This window comes from Variovorax sp. YR566 (assembly GCF_051992195.1).
In the GTDB taxonomy this organism is placed as follows: domain Bacteria; phylum Pseudomonadota; class Gammaproteobacteria; order Burkholderiales; family Burkholderiaceae_C; genus Variovorax.
In genome coordinates, this window is the sequence record NZ_CP197092.1 from 6,838,756 (window position 1) to 6,853,979 (window position 15,224).

The window sequence follows — 15,224 nt, forward strand, 5'->3', positions numbered from 1 at the left end:
CTGGAGAACAGTGGGAGAAGCAGCGGAAGAAGAAGCAGCGAAGGATGGCATCAATGCAGGGCCTGGGGCGGATCGTTCGCGTCGTCCGGCTCGCGCGCGCTGCCCGGGCTCGCATGGTGCGCCACCATGCGCCAGCCCTGGGCAGTCTTGTGATAGACGTTGGTGGCAAGCACGAAGGCATGGCGCGGGCCTTCGGCCGTGAGCACCTCGATGCGCTCGAGCACGTTGTGCACGGCGCTGCCGAGCGACTCGATCTTGCGCACCCGCGCCGGCATGGCGTGGATCGCGCCGTTGCCGAACATCTGCTCGAAGGCCGCGCGGATCGCCACGGTCCCCACCAGCCGGGGGCCGCCGGGGTGCACGCAGAACACTTCGTCCTCGTCGGCCCAGCAGGCCATCAGCGCATCGATGTCGCCGCGTTGCAGCGCTTCATAGAAGGCCGCTTCGACGTCGTCGGCAGTACCGCCGATGGCCGCGGCGGCGCGGAGTGGGGTCTTGGGCATTGCGCGATTTTGCCGCGCTGTCCGTGACGGCGGCACTGCACCGCTTTGGTCCTGGCTGCACCGTGCTGCCGCAATCCGGCTGGAACGCCTGCTCCACTTTGGACCAAATGGTCAAAACGCAGATGTCAATTTTCCATAAGTCATTGATTTCAAATGACTTATCCAACTGGCACGGCGCATGCAAGGAGCTTCGCGACCTCGCAACAGGAGCCCTTCCATGAACGTCGGCATCTTCATTCCCATCGGCAACAACGGCTGGCTGCTTTCCGAAAACGCACCGCAGTACAAGCCCAGCTTCGAACTCAACAAGCAGATCACGCTGAAGGCCGAGCGCTACGGCGTCGACTTCGCGCTGTCCATGATCAAGCTGCGCGGCTTCGGCGGCAAGACGGAGTTCTGGGACCACAACCTCGAGTCCTTCACGCTCATGGCCGGGCTCGCTGCCGTCACCAGCAAGATCAAGCTCTTTGCCACCGCTGCCTCGCTGGTCATGCCGCCGGCCATCGTGGCGCGCATGACGTCCACCATCGATTCGATCTCCAACGGCCGCTTCGGCCTGAACCTCGTCACCGGCTGGCAGCGGCCCGAGTATTCGCAGATGGGCATGTGGCCCGGCGACCAGTTCTTCGGCACGCGCTACCAGTACCTGAGCGAATACATCCAGGTGCTGCGCGACCTCTGGGGCACCGGCCAGTCAGACTTCAAGGGCGACCATTTCAAGATGGACGACTGCCGCCTGAGCCCGCAGCCGCAGGCCGACATGAAGGTGATCTGCGCCGGCCAGAGCGACGCGGGCATGGAGTTCTCGGCCAAATACGCCGACTACAACTTCTGCTTCGGCAAGGGCGTGAACACGCCCAAGGCCTTCGCGCCCGCGGCCGAGAAGCTCATCGAAGCCACCACGAAGACCGGCCGCCACGTCACCACCTACGTGCTGATGATGGTGATCGCAGACGAGACCGACGAGGCCGCGCGCGCCAAGTGGGTGCACTACAAGGCCGGCGCCGATCACGAAGCGATCGCATGGCTGGGCCAGCAGGGCGCGGCCGACACCAAGTCGGGCGCCGACACCAACGTGCGCCAGATGGCCGACCCAACCTCGGCCGTGAACATCAACATGGGCACGCTCGTGGGCTCGTATGAAAACGTCGCGCGCATGCTCGACGAAATGGCCGAGGTGCCCGGCACCGAAGGCGTGCTGCTGACCTTCGACGATTTCCTGCAGGGCGTCGAGGCCTTCGGCGAACGCATCCAGCCGCACATGAAGAGCCGCGCGCACGTGCAGAGCCCCGTGCCGTCGCGGGTCGAACCCGAACGCCTCGCGGCCTGAGCAGGAGCGTCACGTGAGCACTCCCGCACGCAACACCACCCTCACATCGAACACCCCCGTTGGCGCACCGCGCTTGCCGGGCGCCCCGGCGCCGCTGGTGCTGCCCGCGCGCCCCGAGCCGCTGGCACTGCACGCGAGCGACTCGGCGCTGATCGTCGTCGACATGCAGAACGCCTATGCATCCATCGGCGGATACGTCGACTCGGCCGGCTTCGACATCTCCGGCGCGCAAGGCACCATCGCCAACATCGCGCGCACCATAGCGGCCGCGCGCGCGGCCGGCATGCTGGTCGTGTTCCTGCAGAACGGCTGGGACGCGGCATACGTGGAGGCCGGCGGCCCCGGCTCGCCGAACTGGCACAAGTCGAACGCGCTCAAGACCATGCGTGCAAAGCCCGAGCTGCAGGGCAATTTCCTCGCCAAGGGCGGCTGGGACTACGAACTCATCGAAGAGATGAAGCCGCAGCCCGGCGACATCGTCGTGCCGAAGACGCGCTACAGCGGCTTCTTCAACAGCACGCTCGACAGCACGCTGCGCGCGCGCGGCATCCGCCACCTGGTGTTCACCGGCATCGCCACCAACGTGTGCGTCGAATCGACGCTGCGCGACGCCTTCCACCTCGAATACTTCGCCGTGATGCTCGAAGACGCGACGCACGAACTCGGCGGGCCCGCGATCCAGAAGGCATCTGTCTACAACGTCGAGACCTTCTTCGGATGGGTCTCCACGGTGGAGCACTTCTGCAGCACCTTCGCACCCGCATCCATCACCCAACCCGCACCGGCCGAAGCGGCCACTGTCTGATTCTTTTCAAGGAGCTCTCTTCATGCCCAAGCAAGCCATCATCCCGCCCGGCACCGGCGTGCCACTCGCCCCCTATGTTCCCGGCACGCTCGCCGACGGCGTGCTCTACGTATCGGGCACGCTGCCCTTCGACAAGGACAACAACGTGGTGCACGTGGGCGACGCGGCCGCGCAGGCTCGTCACGTGCTCACCATCATCCAGGGCGTGGTCGAGGCAGCGGGCGGCACCATGGACGACGTGACCTTCAACCAGATCATGATCAAGGACTGGGCCGACTACGGGAAGATCAACACGGTGTATGCCGAGTTCTTTCCCGGCACCAAGCCCGCGCGCTACTGCATCCAGTGCGGCCTGGTGAAGCCCGATGCCCTGGTCGAGATCGCCTCGATCGCGCACGTCGGCAAGAAGGGCTGAAGCACATGCCGTCGCTGCACTACGAAGTGCACGGGCCGTCCGATGCCGCAGCCACCGTGCTGCTGTCGTCGGGCCTCGGTGGCTCGGCCGGGTTCTGGCAGCCGCAGCTCGGCGCGCTGGTTGCCGCCGGGCACCGCGTCATTGCGTACGACCAGCGCGGCACCGGCCGCAGCCCTACTGCATTGCCAGCGGCGTATGCCATCGAAGACATGGCGAAGGACGTGCTCGAAATCCTCGACGCCACGAACACTTCGCAGTGCCACTTCGCGGGCCATGCACTCGGCGGCCTCGTGGGTCTGCAGCTAGCGCTCGACGCGCCTTCGCGCATTGCGAGCCTCGTGCTCATCAACGCGTGGTCGAAGCCCAACCCGCATTCGGCGCGCTGCTTCGATGCGCGACTTGCGTTGCTCGGCGCCTGCGGCCCGCGCGCGTACGTGGAAGCGCAGCCGATCTTCCTGTACCCCGCAGCCTGGGCCGCCGAACACGCACAGCGCGTGACCGACGAAGTCGATCACGCCTTCGCGCACTTTCCGGGCGAGGCCAACATGCGTGCGCGCATCGCTGCCCTGCGCGCCTTCGACATCGACGCTCGCCTCGCCGACATCACCGCGCCCACACTCATCGCCGCGGCGAAAGACGACACGCTCGTGCCCTGGACCTGCTCGCAGCGCCTGGCCGATGGCCTGAGCGACGTCACGCTCGACTTCATGCCGCACGGTGGCCATGCCCACAGCGTGACCGAGGCCGAAGCCTTCAACCGCAGCCTGCTCGACTTTCTCTCGCGGGTCAGCGCATCCGCCGTACCAGCATGACCACAACTCTTGCATCCACACTCGACGCCGCCGCGCTGTCGCTGCTCTTCACCGGCGCGCGCACCCACAACGGCTGGACCGACGAACCCGTCACCGACGCACAGCTGCAGCAGATCTATGCGCTGGCGAGTCTCGGCCCCACCTCGGCCAACTGCTCGCCCGCGCGCTTCGTGTTCGTGCGCACGCCCGAAGGCAAGCAACGCCTCGCACCGGCGCTCTCCAAGGGCAACCTCGACAAGACCATGGCCGCGCCAGTCACGGTCATCGCGGCGTGGGACCGCAAGTTCTACGACAAGCTGCCCACGCTGTTCCCGCATGCCGATGCGCGCAGCTGGTTCACCGGCAGCCCCGAGGCCGCGCACGAAACCGCCTTTCGCAATGCCAGCCTGCAGGCGGGCTACCTGCTGCTCGCAGCGCGCGCGGTCGGCCTCGATGCAGGCCCGATGTCGGGCTTCGACAAGGCGAAGGTCGACGCGGCCTTCTTCGAAGGCACCGACTGGACCGTCAACTTCCTCATCAACCTGGGCCACGGCGATGCGTCGAAGGTGTTCGGCCGCCTGCCGCGGCTGCCCTTCGACGAGGCCTGCGTGCTGGCCTGAAGGACTCACCACATGCTGCTGAATGCCATGGCCTCCCACGCTGCTTCATCGTCATCGAACCCCGCCGGCCTGCTGCCGAGCCTGGCGAAGGCCGACTACCGCAACGCGATGGCGCGGCTGGGCGCGGCGGTGAACATCATCACCACCGACGGCCCCGCGGGTCGCGCCGGCTTCACGGCATCGGCCGTGTGCAGCGTGACCGACGAGCCGCCGACGCTGCTGGTGTGCCTGAACCGTTCGGCCTCGGTGTACCCGGCATTCAAGACCAACGGCGTGCTGTGCGTGAACGTGCTGGCCGCGGGGCACCAGTCGCTGTCCGCATTGTTCGGCGGCAAGACGCCGATGGACGAGCGCTTCGCCGCCGGCCAGTGGAGCCGCAAGACCACCGGTTCGCCGATGCTCGACGACGCGGCCGTGTCCTTCGACTGCCGCGTCGTGCATGCGACGAGCGCGGGCACGCACGACGTGCTGTTCTGCGAAGCGGTGGCCATTGCCATCGGTGGTGCGACGCAGGGCTTGATCTACTTCGACCGGCGCTATCACGAGATCGCGGCGCCACCGCACTGAAATCCACCAGAATCAGCGCGGCGTGATGCCTTGAAGAAAGATGCGCTGCACGTTCTCGACGGTCTTCTCGAAGAACGCCTCATCGTCCAGCGTATGCCCCGACAGCGCCTGCACCTGCACGCCGAAGTCCGCGTAGTGCTGCGTCACCGCCCACAGCGCGAAGATCAGGTGATGCGGATCGACGGGCGCCAGCTTGCCCGCTTCGACCCACACGCGAATCACCTCCGACTTTTTCTCCACCAGCGTACGCAGTTCGCGGTCGAGTTCGTCGCGCAGCAGCGGCGCGCCCTGGATCATTTCCAGACAGAAGAGCCGTGATGCATCGGGCCTGTCTCGCGAAACCACCAGCTTGCGGCGGATGTAGTCGCCGATGGCCTCGCCCGGGTCCTGCTCGGCACTGAAGCCGCGCAGTGGCTCGAGCCACAGCGCGAGCAGATCGCGCAGCACGTTGACGTAGAGCTCTTCCTTGTTCGCGAAGTAGTAGAGCAGGTTGCTCTTCGATACATCGGCGCGTGCCGCCACCTGGTCGATCGACGTGCCGTGCAGGCCGAAGCGGGAGAACAACCCCAGCGCCGCACCGAGGATCGCGCTGCGCTTGTCCTCGATCTGGCGCAGCCGGCGGCTCACCGCGGACGCACTGCGCACCGCGGGTTTTGCGCGCTTGCGCGCCGGGCTCTTCTCTTTGCTGGCACTGGCAGCCAGCGCTTTGGTCTTCGGCATCTTCCCTCGCTCTTGTTCGTTCGTTGGTGAATCGGCAGACAGCACAGCGCACCACTGTAAGGCCGTGGTGCATCGCCTTGCGCCGCAGCAGCCTTCGCAGCGCGTCGTTGCGCACCATGCTGACGCGACGAATGCGTTTTGTCCATTTGGTCCAACTGGCACAGACGTTGCATGGCGAAAGGCATGCCAAGCATGAGGAACCTGCCATGACCCTGCTGTCCGTCCCCATCATCGATCTAGCGCCCTACTTCGCGGGCACCGCCGAAGGCAAGGCCGAGGTCGCGAAGAAGGTCGACGAGGCCTGCCGCAGCATCGGCTTTCTCGTCATCACGAACCACGGCATTGCGCCCGAGCTGATCTCGCGCGTGTCGTCGCTCTCGCGCAAGTTCTTCGACATGCCGTTGGGTGAAAAGCGCAAGGTCGATCGCCCGCGCGAAGACGCGGTGCGCGGCTACAGCGCGGTGGGCGAGGAAGGGCTCTCGTACAGCCTCGAAGAAGCGGCCCCCGGCGACCTGAAGGAATCTTTCTCTATCGGCCCGTCGAACGTGCCGCAAGACGACTACCACCGCGGCCCCGCCGCCGGCCCGCACTTCGAGCCCAACAGCTGGCCGCCCATCGAGGGTTTCCGCGAAGCCTACGAAGGCTACTTCGAGGCGATGAGCGATCTCTCGCGCTCGCTGATGCGTGTCTTTGCGCTCGGCCTGTCGCTGCCCGAGACCTTCTTCGACGACAAAATCGACAAGCACATCAGCATGTTCCGCGTGCTGAGCTATCCGCCACAGCGCGAACAGCCACTGCCCGGCCAGTTGCGTGCGGGCGCGCACAGCGACTACGGCAGCCTCACCATCGTGCTGCCCGACGACAAGGGCCTGCAGGTGTTCAACAAGGCCGGCCAGTGGGTGGACGTGCCGCAGGTCGAGGGTGGCCTGGTGGTCAACATCGCCGACCTCATGATGCAGTGGACCAACGACCAGTGGGTGTCCACGCTGCACCGCGTGATCAACCCACCCTTCGAGGTCGCGAGCACCAATCGCCGGCAATCGCTGGTGTTCTTCCATCAGCCGAACTACGACGCGATGGTCGAGTGCCTGCCTAGCTGTCTCGCGCCAGGGGAGTCGGCGAAGTACGCGCCGATTTCTTCTGGGGACCACCTGACCTCGAAGTTCGTCAAGCAGACGACCTTTGGTGGCACGAAGGCGATGGCTTGAAATGACTGCCTGCTGTTCTTCGGGGTGCGATCACGCTGACGGGGTACCTTGCTCCGCGAATGTCCCCCGAACAAGAACAACAGCAAACGCCCAATGAGCAACTGACATGGCCCACCTCTCCTACGTCAACGTCTTCGCAAAAGACGTGGTCGCACTCAGCGGCTTCTACCAGCGAGTATTCGGTTTCAAAGAGATCGAAGCGATCCGCTCACCCATCTTCCGAGGCCTGGACACCGGCAAGTCGAGCCTTGGCTTCAACGCACTCGATGCCTACGAACTGCTGCACCTGAGCGAGTTTTCAGACACACGCGGCGTCAAGTTCCTGCTGAACATCGACGTCGACAGCCAGGCCGACGTCCACCGCATGGTGCCGGTCGCGCTCGAAGCCGGCGCCACGCTCATCAAGCCGCCATACGTCACTTACTACAACTGGTACCAGTCGGTGCTGCTCGATCCCGAGGGCAATGTGTTCCGCATCAACTTCATGATGTGACGTGCGCTGCGCTCGTTCTCTTTTTTCCGTCCTCCCTTTCTTCAAAGCCTCTCACCAAAGGTAGTCCCATGCAGTTGCGCACCCTCACTCCCGGCCTGGGCCTCGCGATGACCGTCGCGGCCAGCGGCGCCTTCTTCACCACGCTGCCCGCTGCGGCCGCCGACGGCTTCACGCTGAAGGACAAGCCGAAGATCGCGATGCTCTACTTCGGCCCGAAAAATGATGGCGGCTGGACGCAGGCCTTTGACGAGGCCCGCGTGAAGATCGAAAAGGAAATCGGCCAGAAGATCCAGTTCGTCGAGAACGTGCCCGAAGACGCATCGGCCATCAAGCCCGCTGCAGAGAAGTTCATCCAGCGCGGCGCCAACATCGTGATTGGCACGGCCTTCGGTTATTCCGACAGCTTCAAGGACCTGGCCGCCAAGTACCCCGATGTTGCCTTCCTCAACGGCTCGGGCACCACCAACGGCAGCAACCTCGAATCGTTCTACGGCCGCACCTACGAAAGCCAGTACCTCTGCGGCATGGCCGCCGGCGCTGCATCGAAGACCGGCAAGCTCGGCTTCGTCGCAGCCAACCCCTTCGGCGTGGTGAACTGGACCATCAACGCCTTCGCGCTCGGCGCGCAGAAGATGAACCCGAACGCCACGGTCAACGTGATCTACACCGGCGCCTGGAACGACCCGGTGAAGGAACGCGCCGCAGCCGCCGCGCTCATCGACCAGGGCGCCGACGTGATCGGCCAGCACGTCGACAGCCCCACGCCGCAGATCGTCGCGCAGGAGCGCGGCGTGTACGGCACCGGTCACCACCGCGACCTGCGCCAGTTCGCGCCCAAGGCCACGCTGTGCTCTTCGGTGTGGGTGTGGGACCGTTTCCTGACGCCTGAGCTGAAGAAGGTGATGGCCGGCAACTGGAAGCCCGCGCAGTACGGCGCCTTCATCGAGATGAAGGACGGCGGCACCGACATCGCCGGCTTCGGCCCCGCCGTGCCCAAGGACAAGGCCGCGGTCATCACCGCCGAGCGCGACGCGATCATGAAGGGCAAGCAGATCTACGCCGGCCCGCTCGCCGACCGCGACGGCAAGGAGCGCGTGGCCAAGGGCGCGGTGCTGTCCGATGCGGATCTGTGGAAGATGGACTGGTTCGTCAAGGGCGTGGTCACGCAGAAGTAATTTCATGCCCAACAACGCGCTCGAACTCACCGGCATCCGCAAGTCCTTCGACGGCTTCGCGGCGCTGACCGACGCACACTTCGCTGCGCGCTGGGGCGAGGTGCATGCACTGCTGGGCGAGAACGGCGCGGGCAAGTCTTCGCTGATGAACATCGCGGCCGGGCTCTATGCACCCGAGGCCGGGCAGCTGCTGGTGGACGACAACGCGGTGCGCTTCGCCGGTCCGCGTGACGCGGCGAAGCACCGCATCGGCATGGTCCATCAGCATTTCAAGCTGGTGCGGCCTTTCACGGTGGCGCAGAACATCTTGCTCACCGCGCCGCCGCCGGCCGAATTTCAAAGCCATGGCGAGCGGCTGCGCGAGATCGAGCGCGACATTCGCAACAAGGCCTCGGAGCTGGGCTTTGACATCGATCCGTCGAAGCGCATCGATGCGCTGTCGATTGCCGAACAGCAACGCGTGGAGATCCTCAAGGTGCTGCTCGCGGGCGCGCGCATCCTGATCCTCGACGAGCCCACGGCCGTGCTGACCGACCAGGAGGCCGCGCGCCTGCTGCAGACGGTGCAGGGCCTGGCGCGCGCCGGTTCCGCCGTGGTGCTGGTCACGCACAAGATGGCCGACGTGAAGACGTATGCCGACCGCGTGACGGTGATGCGCGGCGGGCGCACAGTGGCCACGCTGAAGCCGGGCGAAGCATCGGTCGCCGAGCTGGTGAGGCTCACGGTGGGTGAATCGATTGCCACGCAAGGATTCCAGGCTTCGACCGCATCGCGCGGCCCCGTGCGCCTTTCGGTGCGCGGGTTGCGCACACCCGCCTCGCCCGAAGGCCGGCGCGTGCTCGACGGCGTGGATCTCGAACTTCACGCGGGCGAAATCTACGGCCTGGCCGGTGTCGGCGGCAACGGCCAGGGCGAGCTGGCGGGCGCGATCATGGGCCTGCCGGGCGAAGCCACCGAAGGCGAGATCCGGCTCGAAGGCCACGGCGACCTGAAGACCATGGCCGCGTCGGCACGCCGCGGCATCGGCATTGCAGCCATTCCGGCCGACCGATACGGGCTCGCGCTCGCGGGTGGCCTCTCGGTGGCCGAGAACTACGCTATCGGCCGCGTGCACACCGGCCGCTACGGCCCCGTGTGGCGCCTGCGCCGCGGCCGCATCCAGAGCGACACGCAGGAAGCGGTGCGCGCCTTCGACGTGCAGGGCGTGCGCTCGGTCGCGCAGAAGGCCGCGCTGCTCTCGGGCGGCAATGCGCAGAAGCTGGTGCTCGCGCGCGAATTCGGCAAGTCGCCCACGCTGGTGCTTGCCCACAGCCCGAGCCGCGGGCTCGATGTGCGCGCCAGTGCCGAGGTGCATGCGCGGCTGCGCGCCGCGCGCGACAGCGGCGCGGCGGTGCTGCTGATCAGCGAGGACCTCGACGAAGTGCTGCAACTGGCCGACCGCGTGGGCGTGATGACGCGCGGGCGCATCGCCGGCGAGTTCGCGCAGCCCGCCGACCGGCAGGCCATCGGACAGGCGATGGTGGACCATGGCTGATGCCTCGCTCTCCGTCGACACGGCACAAGCGCCCAGGACCCAGGTGAACTCGCAGCAGCACACACAACCGCTCGCGCGCCGCCGCTACGCGCTCGAAATCCGCCAGCACATGGCCTGGCGCTGGCAGGCGCTGATCCTCGCGGCCGCATTGCTCGTGGGCTTCGCCATCTCCGCCGCGATCCTCGTGGCCGCGGGCGTGCCCGCCGATGAACTCGCCAACGAGTTCGTGATGCAGACCTTCTTCGACGGCCAGAACTTCCGCGCCGTGCTGTTCCAGGCCGCGCCGATGATCCTCGTCGGCCTGGCGGGCTCCATCGCATTCCGCGCGCGCTTCTGGAATCTCGGCCTCGAGGGCCAGATGATCTGGGGCGCCATCGGCGCGACCACCATCTCGATGTGGCAGATCGGCCCCGAGAACCTGCGCCTGCCGCTGATGTTTGCGGCCGCCATCGGCTGCGGCCTGCTGTGGGTGCTGGGCCCCGCGTGGCTCAAGCTGAAGCTGGGCGTGAACGAGATCATCTCGACGCTGATGCTCAACTACATGGCGGCCAACTTCCTGCTGCACCTGGTCTACGGCAGTTGGAAGGACCCGAAGGACAACTTCCCCTACTCGCCGCAGTTTCGCGTGTTCGAGCGGTTGCCCGAGCTGGGTGCGGGCATCGGCAGTTCGATCCTGCTGGCAGGCGTGGTCGCGCTGCTGGCGTGGTGGCTGGTGAGCGTGAGCCGCGTGGGACTCTACCTGCGCTTCGTCGATGCGAACCCGCGTGTCGCGCATGCCAACGGCGTGCCGGTGCGACGCACGATCTACGGCGCGGTGCTGCTGTCGGGCGCGATGGCCGGGCTCGCGGGCTTCGCGGTGGTCGCGGGGCAGGAGGGCCGGCTCACTCAGGCCTTCTATCAGGGCTATGGCTTCTCGGGCATCCTCATTGCCTTTCTCGCGCGCAACAACCCGCTCGCGGCCACGGTGGTGGCGCTGCTGGTGGCGGCGCTGTTCGTCACCGGACGCAGCCTGCAGGTGTTCTACCAGGTGCCGTTCTCGATGGTGCAGCTCATCCAGGCGGTGATCGTGGTGTGCGTGGCGTCGAGCGACTTCTTCATTCGCCACCGGCTGCGCCGCGTGGGCGGGGAGGCTGCGCAATGAGCGGCAGCATCATGCTCAACTGGCTCGCGAGCACGCCGGACTTCGCGGTGCCTTATGCGCTCGCGGCACTCGGCCTCATCATCTGCGAGCGCGCGGGCGTGCTCGCGCTCGGCGCCGAAGGGCTGATGCTGGTCGGCGCACTCGCCGGCATCGGCGCGCAGATCGTCATCGGGCAGCCGGCCGTGTCGCTGGTGCTCGCGATGCTCGCGGCCAGCGTGGTGTCGGTGCTGTTCGCGGTAATGGTGATCTGGCTGCGCGTGAACCAGGTGATTGCCGGGCTCGCGCTGGTGTTCTTCTGCCAGGGGCTCACGGCGCTGGTCGGCTCGATGGCCGACTGGACCAACCATGCCACCGAAGGCATCGGCGCGATGGCGCTGTGGCCGTTGTCGCTGCTGCCGGTCGTGGGCAGGCTCTTCGAGCAGAACGCGATGGTGTGGCTCACGCTGCCGATCTTCGGCGCGGTGGCGTGGTTCTTTGCACGCACCTCCACCGGCCTGCGGCTGCGCGCGGTGGGCGAGAACCCGCAGGCGGCCGACGCGGCCGGCATCCGCGTGACGGCATGGCGCTTCGCGGCGGTGCTCGCGGGCTCGGCGCTGGTCGGGCTGGCGGGCGCCTACATCTCGGTGGTCAGCACCAAGCTGTGGATCGCGGGCATGACCGGCGGACGCGGCTGGATCGCGGTGGGCCTGGTAATCTTCGCGCGCTGGTCGCCGTGGAAGGCGCTGGTCGGCGCGCTGCTGTTCGGCTGCATCGAGGCGCTGATTCCGCAGCTGGCTGCCGCCGGCGTGCAGCTGCCGCAGTACTTCGTGATGATGACGCCGTATGCGGTGACGCTCGGCGTGATGGTGTGGGTCGCGCTCTCGCGGCGCGGCGCCGATGAAGAGCCCGGCGCGCTGGGCCAACCCTACGTGAGAGAAGAACGCCGATGAAGGCCTGGGTCTACAACGAAGAGCGCGAGCTCGACGCGGCGCAATTCGCCGACTACCTGAACCCCGCCACCACCGCGGTCGTCTCCATCGACATGCACCGGGGCCATCTCGACGACAGCCCCGACTGCCCCTGCCCCGCACCGCGCGCACGCGACGTGGTGACGCCCATCGACAGCTTCCACGACGAAGTGCGCGCGCTGGGTGTGCGCATCGTGCACATCAAGTCGGTGCTGCGGCCCGATGGCGTGGACGACATCCGCGGCATTCCTTCTGCATGGCGGCGCACCTTTCCGCTGCACGTCGGCGAAATTCCGAATGCCGACGCGCACGCCATCGAAGGCTCGAAGTGGACCGAGTGGGTCACGCGCGTCGAGCCCGGCGACATGCGCGTGGACAACAAGCGCCGGCTGTCGGCCTTCTACCCGACCGACCTCGACTTTCTGCTGCGCAACCAGCGCATCGAGACGGTGGTGCTCAACGGCGGGTTCACCGACTGCTGCGTGCTCAACACGGCTTTCGACGCCAACAACCGCAACTACCGAGTGATCGTGCTGCGCGACCTCGTGCGCGGCACCGACCCGCACCTGGAGGGCGCGGCGCTGGCGATGGTGTCGCTGCACCTCGGGCTGGTGGTCGATTCGGCGGAGCTGCTGCGCCAGTGGCGCGGATGAATTAACCCGATACGCCAAGCCAGCGTGCGGCCACGCCGGGCATGTCGCCCTGGGCGGCCTGCCACACCATTTCGGGTGCGGCCACGTGCACGCCCGGCGGCGCGATGCGCAGCGCCACGTCGACCAGCTCCGCCACCTTCGATGCGCGCACCGGCTGCTCGCTGCTAGGCACCATGAAGCGCACGACCGACAGCATCCACGCGGCCAGCCGCTCGAGCGGGTTGGCGAACTTCGCGTTCACCGGCTTGCGCGCCGAGCGCACGAGGATCACGCGTTCGAAGCCGCAGGCCACCACCGCCTGCTCGTCGAGACTGGCGAGCCCCCGCTTGAGCGCCTCGGGCAGCCGGCCCTGGTCGTGCGGCTGCACGATGGCCAGCGTCTGCACGCCGCAAGCGCGCAGCCATCGGGCCAGTTCGGGCAAATCTGAAGGCTCGGGCACCCACAGCGCGCGTTCGCGGTCGTGGTACAGCCGCGGCGGGTCGAAGGCGACGATGGCCGTGTGGGCCGAAGTCAGCGGCCATTGCGCGATCGGCGGGGCCGGGCTCAGGTAGGTTTCCACGCCGCGCAACCCATCGCGAATGGGCTCGCGCGCCAGCACGCGGGTATGGGCATGCCGGTGGCTGCCGGCCAGCCGCCGCAGCAGCTCCGCTCCCAGCGCACCGGTCGCGCCCGCGATCAGCAGCGTGCCGAAAGCGTCGGAAGCAACGGGCAGTACCGCACGGTTGGCGGCCTGCAGGGCTTGTAGAGGGTCGAGGGACATGGAGCCATCTATGCTACCTTCCGGCAATTCTGCGGAGGTAATGCAAATGATGATGAAGCGCTGGCTCTTGATTCTCGCGGCGGTCTTGTCCCTGAGCGGATGCGGCTACAACCAGTTCCAGTCCCTCGACGAGGCCAGCAAATCGGCCTGGAGCGAGGTGCTCAACCAGTACCAGCGGCGCGCCGACCTCGTGCCCAACATCGTGGCCACCGTGAAGGGCGAGGCCAGCTTCGAGCAGGACACGCTCACCAAGGTGATCGAGGCGCGCGCCAAGGCCACCTCGATCCAGGTGACGCCCGAGACGCTGAACAACCCCGAAGCCTTCAACAAGTTCCAGCAGGCGCAAGGCGAGCTCTCGTCGGCACTGTCGCGGCTGATGGTGGTGTCGGAACGCTACCCCGAGCTCAAGGCCAACCAGGCCTTCCGCGACCTGCGCGTGACGCTGGAAGGCACCGAGAACCGCATCACCGTGGCGCGCAACCGCTACATCGAAAGCGTGCAGGAGTACAACGTGCTCGCGCGCAGCTTCCCGACCAACATCACGGCCAAGATCTTCAGCTACGCGCCGAAGCCCAACTTCTCGGTGCAGAACGAGGCGCAGATTTCCACGCCGCCTACTGTCGACTTCAGCGCTCCGAAGAAGTAAGCCAGCACCAATGGCCATTGCCGCACTGCTCCGTCGCGCACTGGCCGCGCTCGTTCTCGCGACCCTGGCCGGGGTCGCGCTGGCCCAGGGCCTGCTGCCGGTGCCCGCGCTCACCGCGCGGGTGATCGACCAGACCGGCACGCTGGACAGCGCGCAGCGCAACGGCCTGGACACCAAGCTCGCAGCCTTCGAGCAGCGCAAGGGCTCGCAGATCGTGGTGCTGATGGTGCCGACCACCGCGCCCGAGGACATCGCCAGCTACACGCAGCGCGTGGGCGACGCCTGGAAGATCGGCCGCAAGGATGTCGGCGACGGCCTGCTGGTGGTCGTGGCCAAGGACGATCGCAAGATGCGCATCGCCACCGCCAAGGCGCTCGAAGGCGCGGTGCCCGACCTCGCGGCCGTGCGCATCATCGACGAGGAGATGAAGCCGCGCTTTCGCAACAACGACTTCGCGGGCGGGCTGAACGCGGCGGTGGACCGGCTCATCGGGCTGGTCGACGGCGAGCCGCTGCCGGAGCCTTCGCGCGACACGGGCAGCGGAGGCGGCGGCGGTGGTGGCTTCGACTGGGAGAACCTCGCGATCTTCCTGTTCGTCGGCGTCTTCATCGGTGCGCCGGTCGCGCGCGCCGTCCTCGGCAAGAAGCTGGGCACGATGGTCGTGGGCGGCGGTGTGGGCGTGGTCGTTTTCTTCATCACCACCAGCATCGCCATCGCGGTGATCGCGGCGCTTGTCGCGCTCATCGTCTCGCTGGTCGCGGGCGCCGGGCGTCCGGGCGGGGGTGGCGGCTGGAGCTCCGGTGGAGGCGGAGGCTGGAGCGGCGGCGGCGGTGGTGGGGGCGGCGGCGGCGGTGGTTTCAGCTCCGGCGGCGGCGGCAATTTCGGCGGCGGCGGCGCGTCGGGGGACTGGTGAACA

General features: G+C 67.0%; 18 protein-coding genes. 15 read left to right on the forward strand and 3 right to left on the reverse strand.

The features are described 5' to 3' along the window. Positions 1-50: 50 nt before the first annotated feature. Positions 51-503 (reverse strand): YybH family protein, encoded by a 453-nt coding sequence (locus ACTG4X_RS32025; RefSeq protein WP_440532842.1) that lies wholly within the window; start codon positions 501-503, stop codon positions 51-53. 217 nt (positions 504-720) lie between these two features. Between ACTG4X_RS32025 and rutA the strand changes: the two genes are divergently transcribed. Genes rutA through rutF form a run of 6 tightly spaced genes read left to right on the forward strand, consistent with a single transcriptional unit; the run spans position 721 to position 5,031 of the window. Continuing rightward, entirely contained in the window at positions 721-1,833 is a 1,113-nt protein-coding gene (gene rutA, locus ACTG4X_RS32030; protein WP_440532843.1) for a pyrimidine utilization protein A, read from the forward strand. Between the two features lie 13 nt (positions 1,834-1,846). Next, positions 1,847-2,638, forward strand: a complete 792-nt coding sequence (gene rutB, locus ACTG4X_RS32035; RefSeq protein WP_440532844.1) for a pyrimidine utilization protein B — start codon at positions 1,847-1,849, stop codon at positions 2,636-2,638. 22 nt (positions 2,639-2,660) lie between these two features. After that, positions 2,661-3,053: a pyrimidine utilization protein C gene (gene rutC / locus ACTG4X_RS32040; RefSeq protein ID WP_093057706.1), complete on the forward strand. Its 393-nt coding sequence runs from the start codon at positions 2,661-2,663 to the stop codon at positions 3,051-3,053. Between the two features lie 5 nt (positions 3,054-3,058). Next, positions 3,059-3,865 (forward strand): pyrimidine utilization protein D, encoded by an 807-nt coding sequence (gene rutD, locus ACTG4X_RS32045; protein WP_097197823.1) that lies wholly within the window; start codon positions 3,059-3,061, stop codon positions 3,863-3,865. Beyond that, a complete protein-coding gene (locus ACTG4X_RS32050) occupies positions 3,862-4,464 on the forward strand; it encodes a malonic semialdehyde reductase (RefSeq protein ID WP_440532845.1) in 603 nt (200 codons plus the stop codon). Before rutD ends, ACTG4X_RS32050 begins: the two co-directional genes overlap by 4 nt. A gap of 12 nt (positions 4,465-4,476) precedes the next feature. After that, on the forward strand, positions 4,477-5,031 hold the full coding sequence (gene rutF / locus ACTG4X_RS32055) for an NADH-dependent FMN reductase RutF (protein ID WP_440532846.1): 555 nt from the start codon (positions 4,477-4,479) through the stop codon (positions 5,029-5,031). 12 nt (positions 5,032-5,043) lie between these two features. On the opposite strand, the gene rutR is transcribed toward rutF, so the two are convergent. Next, positions 5,044-5,751: an HTH-type transcriptional regulator RutR gene (gene rutR / locus ACTG4X_RS32060; RefSeq protein ID WP_440532847.1), complete on the reverse strand. Its 708-nt coding sequence runs from the start codon at positions 5,749-5,751 to the stop codon at positions 5,044-5,046. A gap of 206 nt (positions 5,752-5,957) precedes the next feature. Between rutR and ACTG4X_RS32065 the strand changes: the two genes are divergently transcribed. The 7 genes from ACTG4X_RS32065 to ACTG4X_RS32095 all read left to right on the forward strand — a co-directional run bounded on the left by ACTG4X_RS32065 (position 5,958) and on the right by ACTG4X_RS32095 (position 12,902). Next, positions 5,958-6,959, forward strand: a complete 1,002-nt coding sequence (locus ACTG4X_RS32065) for an isopenicillin N synthase family dioxygenase (RefSeq protein WP_440532848.1) — start codon at positions 5,958-5,960, stop codon at positions 6,957-6,959. Positions 6,960-7,065: 106 nt separating this feature from the next. Next, on the forward strand, positions 7,066-7,452 hold the full coding sequence (locus ACTG4X_RS32070) for a VOC family protein (protein WP_440532849.1): 387 nt from the start codon (positions 7,066-7,068) through the stop codon (positions 7,450-7,452). A gap of 68 nt (positions 7,453-7,520) precedes the next feature. After that, positions 7,521-8,627 (forward strand): BMP family ABC transporter substrate-binding protein, encoded by a 1,107-nt coding sequence (locus ACTG4X_RS32075; protein WP_440532850.1) that lies wholly within the window; start codon positions 7,521-7,523, stop codon positions 8,625-8,627. Between the two features lie 4 nt (positions 8,628-8,631). Beyond that, a complete protein-coding gene (locus ACTG4X_RS32080; protein ID WP_440532851.1) occupies positions 8,632-10,161 on the forward strand; it encodes an ABC transporter ATP-binding protein in 1,530 nt (509 codons plus the stop codon). Further along, a complete protein-coding gene (locus ACTG4X_RS32085; protein ID WP_440532852.1) occupies positions 10,154-11,302 on the forward strand; it encodes an ABC transporter permease in 1,149 nt (382 codons plus the stop codon). The genes ACTG4X_RS32080 and ACTG4X_RS32085 overlap by 8 nt, the downstream gene beginning before the upstream one ends. Continuing rightward, entirely contained in the window at positions 11,299-12,231 is a 933-nt protein-coding gene (locus ACTG4X_RS32090) for an ABC transporter permease (RefSeq protein WP_440532853.1), read from the forward strand. The genes ACTG4X_RS32085 and ACTG4X_RS32090 overlap by 4 nt, the downstream gene beginning before the upstream one ends. Then, positions 12,228-12,902: a cysteine hydrolase family protein gene (locus ACTG4X_RS32095; protein WP_440532854.1), complete on the forward strand. Its 675-nt coding sequence runs from the start codon at positions 12,228-12,230 to the stop codon at positions 12,900-12,902. The genes ACTG4X_RS32090 and ACTG4X_RS32095 overlap by 4 nt, the downstream gene beginning before the upstream one ends. A gap of 1 nt (position 12,903) precedes the next feature. Here ACTG4X_RS32095 and ACTG4X_RS32100 read toward each other — a convergent pair whose 3' ends face one another. Continuing rightward, a complete protein-coding gene (locus tag ACTG4X_RS32100; protein ID WP_093057717.1) occupies positions 12,904-13,662 on the reverse strand; it encodes a hypothetical protein in 759 nt (252 codons plus the stop codon). A gap of 46 nt (positions 13,663-13,708) precedes the next feature. On the opposite strand from ACTG4X_RS32100, the gene ACTG4X_RS32105 reads away from it, so the two are divergent. Both ACTG4X_RS32105 and ACTG4X_RS32110 read left to right on the forward strand, forming a co-directional pair. Next, positions 13,709-14,308, forward strand: a complete 600-nt coding sequence (locus ACTG4X_RS32105; RefSeq protein WP_371127398.1) for a LemA family protein — start codon at positions 13,709-13,711, stop codon at positions 14,306-14,308. A 10-nt stretch (positions 14,309-14,318) separates the two neighbouring features. Beyond that, positions 14,319-15,221: a TPM domain-containing protein gene (locus ACTG4X_RS32110; RefSeq protein ID WP_440532855.1), complete on the forward strand. Its 903-nt coding sequence runs from the start codon at positions 14,319-14,321 to the stop codon at positions 15,219-15,221. Positions 15,222-15,224 lie beyond the last annotated feature (3 nt).